This is a genomic window from Pseudomonas sp. R62 (assembly GCF_000257605.1).
GTDB classification, from domain to species: Bacteria; Pseudomonadota; Gammaproteobacteria; order Pseudomonadales; family Pseudomonadaceae; genus Aquipseudomonas; species Aquipseudomonas atacamensis.
This window is the reverse complement of sequence record NZ_JH635999.1, coordinates 2,133,045-2,140,988: the sequence shown is the minus strand read 5'-3', so window position 1 is coordinate 2,140,988 and position 7,944 is coordinate 2,133,045. Positions and strand designations below refer to the sequence as shown.

Here is a 7,944-nt window from a genome sequence, read left to right as displayed (position 1 = left end):
AGGGTCTCGATGTCGCCCGGCTGGCCCTTGCCCTGTTCGATGGCCATCAGGAGCTTGACGCTCCATGGCAGACCATCGCGGCACGGGGTGCAGAAACCGCAGGATTCGCGTGCGAAGAACTGCTCCATGTTGCGCAGCAGCGAGACCATGTTGACGCTGTCATCCACCGCCATCGCCAGACCGGTACCCATCCGGGTGCCGACCTTGGCGATGCCGCCGGCATACATTTGTGCGTCGAGGTGCTCGGGCAGGAGGAAACCGGTACCGGCACCGCCTGGCTGCCAGGCCTTGAGCTTGAAGCCGTCGCGCATGCCGCCGGCGTAGTCTTCGAACAGTTCACGACCGGTGACGCCGAATGGCAGTTCCCACAGGCCCGGGTTCTTGACCTTGCCGGAGAAGCCCATGAGCTTGGTGCCCATGTCTTCGGAACCTTCGCGGGCCAACGATTTGTACCAGTCAACGCCGTCGGCAATGATCGCCGGCACGTTGCACAGGGTTTCGACGTTGTTCACGCAGGTCGGCTTGCCCCACACGCCCACGGCGGCAGGGAAGGGCGGCTTGGAGCGCGGGTTGGCGCGGCGGCCTTCGAGGGAGTTGATCAGTGCGGTTTCTTCACCGCAGATGTAACGCCCGGCGCCGGTGTGGACGAACAGCTCGAAATCGAAACCCGAACCGAGAATGTTCTTGCCCAGCAGGCCGGCCGCCTTGGCTTCTTCCACGGCACGGTTGAGGTGCTTGGCGGCGGTGGTGTATTCGCCGCGCAGGAAGATGTAGCCACGGTAGGTTTTCAGCGCACGGGCACTGATCAGCATGCCTTCGATCAGCAGATGGGGCAGTTGCTCCATCAGCATGCGGTCTTTCCAGGTGTTCGGCTCCATTTCATCCGCGTTGCACAGCAGGTAGCGGATGTTGATGGATTCGTCCTTGGGCATCAGGCCCCACTTCACGCCAGTGGGGAAGCCGGCGCCGCCGCGACCCTTGAGGCCAGCGTCTTTGACGGTCTGGACGATCGCGTCCTGATCCATCTCGGCGAAGGCTTTGCGTGCAGCGGCGTAACCGTTCTTGGCCTGGTACTCGTCGAGCCACACGGCTTCGCCGTCATCACGCAGACGCCAGGTCAGCGGGTGTGTCTCGGCCGAACGCTGGATGCGGTTGGCTGGACCAAAAGATGTCAGGGTCATACGTAGCCCTCGAGCAGTTTGGCCACGCCAGCAGGCTGCACGTCGCCAAAGGTGTCGTCGTCGATCATCAGCGCCGGTGCCTTGTCGCAGTTGCCGAGGCAGCAGACAGGCAGCAGGGTGAAACGACCGTCGGCGGTGGTCTGACCCAGGCCGATGCCCAGATTGTTCTGGATTTCGCTGACCACCGACTCGTGGCCGCCGATGTAGCAGACCATGCTGTCGCAGACGCGAATGATGTGGCGGCCGACCGGTTGACGGAAGATCTGGCTGTAGAACGTCGCCACGCCTTCAACGTCGCTGGCCGGGATGCCGAGGATTTCGCCGATCGCGTAGAGGGCGCCGTCCGGCACCCAGCCACGTTCCTTCTGAACGATCTTCAGGGCTTCGATCGACGCCGCGCGCGGGTCTTCGTAGTGATGCAGCTCGTGCTCGATGGCCGAGCGCTCGGTTTCACTCAAGGTGAAACGATCTGTCTGGATAAGCGTGCTGTTCATGCTTAGCGGTCCACGTCGGCCATAACGAAGTCGATACTACCCAGGTACGCAATCAAGTCCGCGACCATGCTGCCTTTGATCACCGAAGGGATCTGTTGCAGATGCGGGAAGCTTGGAGTACGGATCCGGGTACGGTAGCTCATGGTGCCGCCGTCGCTCGTCAGGTAATAACTGTTGATGCCCTTGGTCGCTTCGATCATCTGGAAGGATTCGTTGGCCGGCATGACCGGGCCCCACGAAACCTGCAGGAAGTGCGTGATCAGGGTTTCGATGTGCTGCAGCGTGCGCTCTTTCGGCGGCGGCGTGGTCAGCGGGTGATCCGCCTTGTACGGGCCTTCCGGCATGTTGCGCATGCACTGATCGATGATCTTGATGCTCTGGCGCATCTCTTCGACGCGGACCATGCAGCGGTCGTAGGCATCGCCGTTGACGGCCAGCGGCACTTCGAATTCGAAGTTCTCGTAGCCCGAGTACGGACGCGCTTTACGCAGGTCGAAATCGCAACCGGTAGAACGCAGGCCGGCACCGGTGACGCCCCATTCCAGGGCCTCTTTGGTGTTGTAGGCGGCAACGCCGATGGTACGACCCTTGAGGATGCTGTTCTGCAGGGCGGCCTTGGTGTATTCGTCCAGACGCTTGGGCATCCACTCGACGAAATCCTTGACCAGTTTTTCCCAGCCGCGCGGCAGGTCGTGGGCGACGCCGCCGATGCGGTACCAGGCCGGGTGCAGACGGAAACCGGTGATGGCTTCGATCACCGTGTACGCCTTCTGGCGGTCGGTGAAGGTGAAGAACACCGGGGTCATGGCGCCGACGTCCTGGATGTAGGTACCCAGGAACAGCAGGTGACTGGTGATCCGGAAGAACTCGGCCATCATGATGCGGATGACGTCGACCTTCTGCGGCACCTTGATGCCGGCGAGCTTCTCGACCGAGAGCACGTACGGCAGGTTGTTCATCACGCCGCCGAGGTAGTCGATACGGTCGGTGTATGGAATGTAGCTGTGCCAGGACTGACGCTCGCCCATCTTCTCGGCGCCACGGTGGTGGTAACCGATGTCCGGGACGCAATCGACGATCTCTTCGCCGTCCAGCTGCAGGATGATGCGGAACGCACCGTGCGCCGAAGGGTGGTTCGGGCCGAGGTTGAGGAACATGTAGTCCTCGTTGGCACCGGAACGCTTCATGCCCCAGTCTTCCGGACGGAAACGCGCGGCTTCCTCTTCCAGCTGCTGCTTGGCGAGGTTGAGGCTGTACGGATCGAATTCGGTGGCGCGCGCCGGGAAGTCCTTGCGCAGCGGGTGACCTTCCCAGGTCGGCGGCATCATGATGCGCGACAGGTGCGGGTGGCCTTTGAAGTCGATGCCGAACATGTCCCAGACTTCGCGCTCGTACCAGTTGGCGTTGGGCCAGATGCTGGTGACGGAAGGCATGCTGAGGTCGCCTTCGGACAAGGCCACCTTGATCATCACGTCACTATTACGCTCCAGCGACATGAGGTGATAGAACACGGTGAAATCGGCGCCGGTCGGCAGCCCTTGACGCTTGGTGCGCAGACGCTCGTCCACGCCGTGCAGGTCATAGAGCATGACGTACGGCTTGGGCAGGTTGCGCAGGAAAGTCAGGACTTCAACCAGTCTGGCGCGGGCCACCCACAGCACCGGCATGCCGGTGCGGGTTGCCTGCGCGGTGAACGCTTCGGCGCCAAAACGGTTGTTCAGTTCGACGACCACATCCTGGTCGTCTGCCTTGTAAGGCGGGATGTACAGAGCACTGCCTGTAGTCATGGTTATTTTTTCGCTTTCGGTCAACGTAAAGAATGAAGCCAGCTTCTCGTTACTTGGAACAGAACTGGATCAGACTTCGTCAGGGCTGCGCAGATTGGTGACTGCGATTCGCTGTTCGCGGCGCTGTTCCTTCTGCGAAGGCATGTCGGCGCGATACACGCCTTGATCACCAACGACCCAGGAAAGCGGACGACGCTCCTGTCCAATCGATTCCTGCAACAGCATCAAGCCTTGCAAAAATGCTTCCGGACGGGGCGGGCAGCCAGGTACGTAGACGTCCACGGGCAGGAACTTGTCCACCCCTTGAACCACGGAGTAGATGTCGTACATGCCGCCGGAGTTGGCGCACGAACCCATGGAGATAACCCATTTCGGCTCGAGCATTTGCTCGTAGAGACGCTGGATGATCGGCGCCATCTTGATGAAGCAGGTACCGGCGATAACCATGAAGTCGGCCTGACGCGGCGAGGCCCGGATCACTTCGGCGCCAAAGCGCGCGATGTCGTGGGGCGCCGTGAAGGCGGTGGTCATTTCCACGTAGCAGCACGACAGGCCGAAGTTGTACGGCCACAGGGAGTTCTTACGTCCCCAGTTGACCGCGCCACTCAGCACGTCTTCCAGCTTGCCCATGAAAATGTTTTTGTGGACTTGATCTTCTAACGGATCGGCAACGGTTTCCCGCTGGCCAATCGGATACTGCTCGTTAGGAGCATCGGGGTCGATCCTGGTGAGATTGTATTGCATTGCCAAAGCCTCATTGTTTCAGCTTCGCCTGCCGCTTGCGACGAGCTTCCGGAGCCCAGTCAAGGGCGCCCACTCGGAACAGGTAGACAAGACCTGCCAACAGAATTGCTATGAAAACGAGAGCTTCGACGAATCCGGTCCAGCCGCTTTCGCGGACGGACACAGACCATGCAAAGAGAAAGAGGGCTTCGATATCGAAGATCACGAAGAGCATCGCGACCAGATAGAATTTGGCTGAGAGCCGCAAGCGGGCGCCACCGGTAGGTAGCATGCCCGACTCGAACGGTTCGTTTTTGCTGCGACCCCAGGCTTTTGACCCGAGGAGGCTGGAGACGCCAAGCATGAAGGCACACAGGCCGACGACACCCAGAAGGAAAATGGCAAAGCCCCAGTTGTGGGCCATGAGTCCTGTCGCTTCGGGCATGCTGGTAATCCTTAACAGAGAGCAAAGGTCTCTGAGCTTGATAAAGAAATAAGGCAGTGACGATATGTCGCAGCAATCAATCGGGCTGATTTTATGGCTAAACACCCGGCAAGTAAAATTCCAAAGGCGAAATTATTTACCGGATTAAGGACATAGCGCCTCCTGAAGGCGCTGCGGCCCATGCGTTGCGGGCATTAGCCGGGTTTCCATCAATTATGTTTTGTAGAGTTTGCAACGAACATAGTTGTGGCTAAATGATAATTAATATCGTTTGGCGTGGTTTTGTAACTGTTTAACGAGTGAGTGGCTGGGAAGTTGTCTTACTTGCGCGTTACTGCAAGTAGCGAAGCCTACCGTTTTAACGGAAATTTCTGACGCTTGTAGCGCTTCAGATCAATGTTTCTTCTCGCGGCTGACGGTAGCCCTGTGGGAGCGAGCCTGCTCGCGAAAGCGAAGGATCAGCCTCCAGATGTGCAAGCTGACTTATCGCCTTCGCGAGCAGGCTCGCTCCCACAGGGGATTTGTAGTGTCTTTGAGATTCCAACAGGCAAAAAAACGCCCCGATCCAGTCGGGGCGTCAGTCTTGCGGCTCTGCGGTTAGCTTTTTATTCGATCCGCAAAGGCCGTTTGCTCAGGTGAGGCCGAATCAGTGGAACTGTTCTTCTTCGGTCGAACCGGTCAGCGCGGTCACCGAGGACGAGCCGCCCTGGATCACGGTGGTCATGTCGTCGAAGTAGCCAGTGCCCACTTCCTGCTGGTGCGCAACGAAGGTGTAGCCCTTGGCGGCGTCAGCGAATTCCTGCTCTTGCAGCTTCACGTAGGCAGTCATGTCGTTGCGGGCGTAGTCGTGCGCCAGGTTGAACATGCTGTGCCACATGTTGTGAATGCCGGCCAGGGTGATGAACTGGTGCTTGTAGCCCATGGCGGACAGTTCGCGCTGGAACTTGGCGATGGTCGCGTCGTCCAGGTTTTTCTTCCAGTTGAAGGAAGGCGAGCAGTTGTACGACAGCAGCTGGTCCGGGTATTCCTTCTTGATCGCTTCAGCGAAGCGACGGGCTTCTTCCAGATCCGGTTTGGCGGTTTCGCACCAGATCAGGTCGGCGTACGGTGCGTAAGCCAGGCCACGGGCGATCGCTTGATCCAGGCCGGCACGTACCTTGTAGAAACCTTCCTGAGTACGCTCGCCGGTCACGAATGGCTGATCGTACGGGTCGCAGTCGGAAGTCAGCAGGTCAGCCGCGTTGGCGTCGGTGCGGGCCAGAATGATGGTCGGCGTGCCGGCAACGTCAGCGGCCAGACGGGCAGCGGTCAGCTTCTGCACGGCTTCCTGGGTTGGCACCAGAACCTTGCCGCCCATGTGGCCGCATTTCTTCACCGAAGCCAGTTGGTCTTCGAAGTGAACGCCAGCGGCGCCGGCTTCGATCATGCTCTTCATCAGCTCGTAGGCGTTGAGTACACCGCCGAAACCGGCTTCAGCGTCGGCCACGATTGGTGCGAAATAGTCGATGTAGCCATCGTCGCCCGGGTTCTTGCCGGCTTTCCACTGGATCTGGTCGGCACGACGGAACGAGTTGTTGATGCGCTTGACCACGGTTGGTACCGAGTCAACCGGGTACAGCGACTGATCCGGGTACATCGATTCGGCGGAGTTGTTGTCCGCAGCCACCTGCCAGCCGGACAGGTAGATCGCCTGGATACCGGCCTTGACCTGCTGAACAGCCTGGCCGCCGGTCAGGGCGCCCATGCAGTTGACGAAATCTTTCTCTGGACGGAAGGACGGCTTGGCACCTTGGGTGACCAGGTTCCACAGCTTCTCGGCGCCCATCTTCGCGAAGGTGTGCTCTGGCTGAACCGAGCCACGCAGGCGGACCACGTCGGCAGCGGAGTAAGTGCGAGTCACGCCTTTCCAGCGCGGGTTCTCGGCCCAGTCTTTTTCGAGGGCTGCAATTTGCTGTTCGCGTGTCAGTGCCATGGAGATAAACCTCGTCGCGTCTTTTATGAAAAGTTGTTCTGCGGTGGAAAATTCCTGCGCTCGCTGACCAGAAGCTTAGGTGGTCAAGTCGGATTCGGCGGGGTAGGCGACGGGATGAACGATGGGCTCGAGGGGAAGTGAGCAGGTAGTGGCGGACTGCGGGGCGCATGCGGGCGTCGTGGGCCTTTATACGGACAACAGCGTGAAGCCGGGTTACCTAAATACGCTTCCGTCCCTCGGGACAACTTCGTTCCAGTCGGCAACCTCGTCAAACACACCTTGTGGGCGGTACAGACACGAAACGGCTCGCGGGGTAGGTGCGAGCGGCGCTTCGAAGGCCCTTGCCAGGGCCTCTGATTAGCGGGAGCGAGGCCATCATGCCTTCGCTTTTTTTTCGCGTCAAACGTTTTGTAGTGCTTTTTTCCAAGCACTACATCTTTCGTCTAATACGACTAATCAGTCAGTTTTCGGTGCTTTAGTCCAGCGTGTCGACTTTCACCCGCAAGGTCATGTCATCCCGGCCTTGAGTCGAGTAGCTGAGGGTCAGGCCCTGTTTATCGGCCTGAGTCTGGCTATTGACGCCTGCCAGAGTGATCCATTCACCGAGGCGCCCGGTGACGGTTGTGTCGGTGCTTTGCACGTTCACTACATCGGGACGTTCCTGGCTCATGCGGTCACGGTTGGTACTGATCGCCAGATGAACGGTCTCGCCGGTGACGCTGGCGGTGACGTAGAAACCCTGGGTGACGTTGCGGTATTGGGTCTCGCTGCTGTAACCGCCGTAGGAATCGCTCTGGGTGTTGGTGATCGGCACGCTCTGGCCGACCTGGATCAGCGCCGGAGTGCCTTCGCTGGTCTGCACTTGCTGAACGCCGCCGTTGCGGCTGGTGGTGCTGCGGCTGATGATCCGGGTCTGGTTCGGCTGGGCGCCATTGACCGCATAACCTTCGTCGCCACGGCCATTGTTTTCGTTGGTGTCGACGGTGATCAGCAAGCGCTTCGGCGCGGTATCGAGTTGCGCCAGCAGATCCTTCAACTCCTGAATCTTGCCCGGCTCGGCCTTGACGATCAGCTGATTGCCGTAAGCGCTGACCTGACCGTCCTGGCCGATGAAATCCTGCGCCACTGGCAACATGTCAGCGCTGGTGTGGTATTTGAGGGGGACGATTTCTGTGGCTGCCAGCACCGAAAAACTGCAGCCGAGCAGCAGGGTGGTGAGAAGGGTGCGTAGGGACATGTCCGTTATCTCCGCGTTCGAAAGGCTTGATATTGCCAGTTTGTCGGCCTGGGGTGGGGCAAGTTGAATCGTAGACAGCAAAACGCCCCGGCATCGGTGGATGGC

At 59.5% G+C, this 7,944-nt stretch carries 7 protein-coding genes; all 7 read right to left on the bottom strand.

Annotation, left to right across the window (positions count from 1 at the left end; all coding sequences use genetic code 11):
* Positions 1–1,181, bottom strand: a 1,181-nt coding sequence (nuoF, locus tag OQK_RS27465; protein ID WP_016775280.1) for an NADH-quinone oxidoreductase subunit NuoF, incomplete at its 3' end; no start/stop codon positions are given.
* Entirely contained in the window at positions 1,178–1,675 is a 498-nt protein-coding gene (gene nuoE, locus OQK_RS27460; RefSeq protein ID WP_003223804.1) for an NADH-quinone oxidoreductase subunit NuoE, read from the bottom strand. The genes nuoE and nuoF, both read right to left, overlap by 4 nt.
* Before the next feature lie 2 nt (positions 1,676–1,677).
* Complete coding sequence (gene nuoC / locus OQK_RS27455) at positions 1,678–3,462, bottom strand: NADH-quinone oxidoreductase subunit C/D (RefSeq protein WP_016775279.1); 1,785 nt, start codon at positions 3,460–3,462, stop codon at positions 1,678–1,680.
* Positions 3,463–3,531: 69 nt separating this feature from the next.
* Positions 3,532–4,206, bottom strand: a complete 675-nt coding sequence (locus OQK_RS27450) for a NuoB/complex I 20 kDa subunit family protein (protein ID WP_016775278.1) — start codon at positions 4,204–4,206, stop codon at positions 3,532–3,534.
* 10 nt (positions 4,207–4,216) lie between these two features.
* Positions 4,217–4,630 carry an NADH-quinone oxidoreductase subunit A gene (locus OQK_RS27445; protein WP_003223812.1) on the bottom strand — a complete coding sequence of 138 codons (414 nt, stop codon included), beginning with the start codon at positions 4,628–4,630 and terminating at the stop codon, positions 4,217–4,219.
* Positions 4,631–5,276: 646 nt separating this feature from the next.
* A complete protein-coding gene (gene aceA, locus OQK_RS27440; RefSeq protein WP_016775277.1) occupies positions 5,277–6,602 on the bottom strand; it encodes an isocitrate lyase in 1,326 nt (441 codons plus the stop codon).
* A 475-nt stretch (positions 6,603–7,077) separates the two neighbouring features.
* Positions 7,078–7,839 carry a secretin N-terminal domain-containing protein gene (locus OQK_RS27435; protein ID WP_016775276.1) on the bottom strand — a complete coding sequence of 254 codons (762 nt, stop codon included), beginning with the start codon at positions 7,837–7,839 and terminating at the stop codon, positions 7,078–7,080.
* Between the last annotated feature and the right edge of the window lie 105 nt (positions 7,840–7,944).

Excerpts from the sequence above, each read along its gene's own strand:
- nuoE (WP_003223804.1), bottom strand. The coding sequence starts at position 1,675 with ATGAACAGCACGCTTATCCAGACAGATCGTTTCACCTTGAGTGAAACC.
- nuoC (WP_016775279.1), bottom strand. The coding sequence starts at position 3,462 with ATGACTACAGGCAGTGCTCTGTACATCCCGCCTTACAAGGCAGACGAC.
- OQK_RS27450 (WP_016775278.1), bottom strand. The coding sequence starts at position 4,206 with ATGCAATACAATCTCACCAGGATCGACCCCGATGCTCCTAACGAGCAG.
- OQK_RS27445 (WP_003223812.1), bottom strand. The coding sequence starts at position 4,630 with ATGCCCGAAGCGACAGGACTCATGGCCCACAACTGGGGCTTTGCCATT.
- aceA (WP_016775277.1), bottom strand. The coding sequence starts at position 6,602 with ATGGCACTGACACGCGAACAGCAAATTGCAGCCCTCGAAAAAGACTGG.
- OQK_RS27435 (WP_016775276.1), bottom strand. The coding sequence starts at position 7,839 with ATGTCCCTACGCACCCTTCTCACCACCCTGCTGCTCGGCTGCAGTTTT.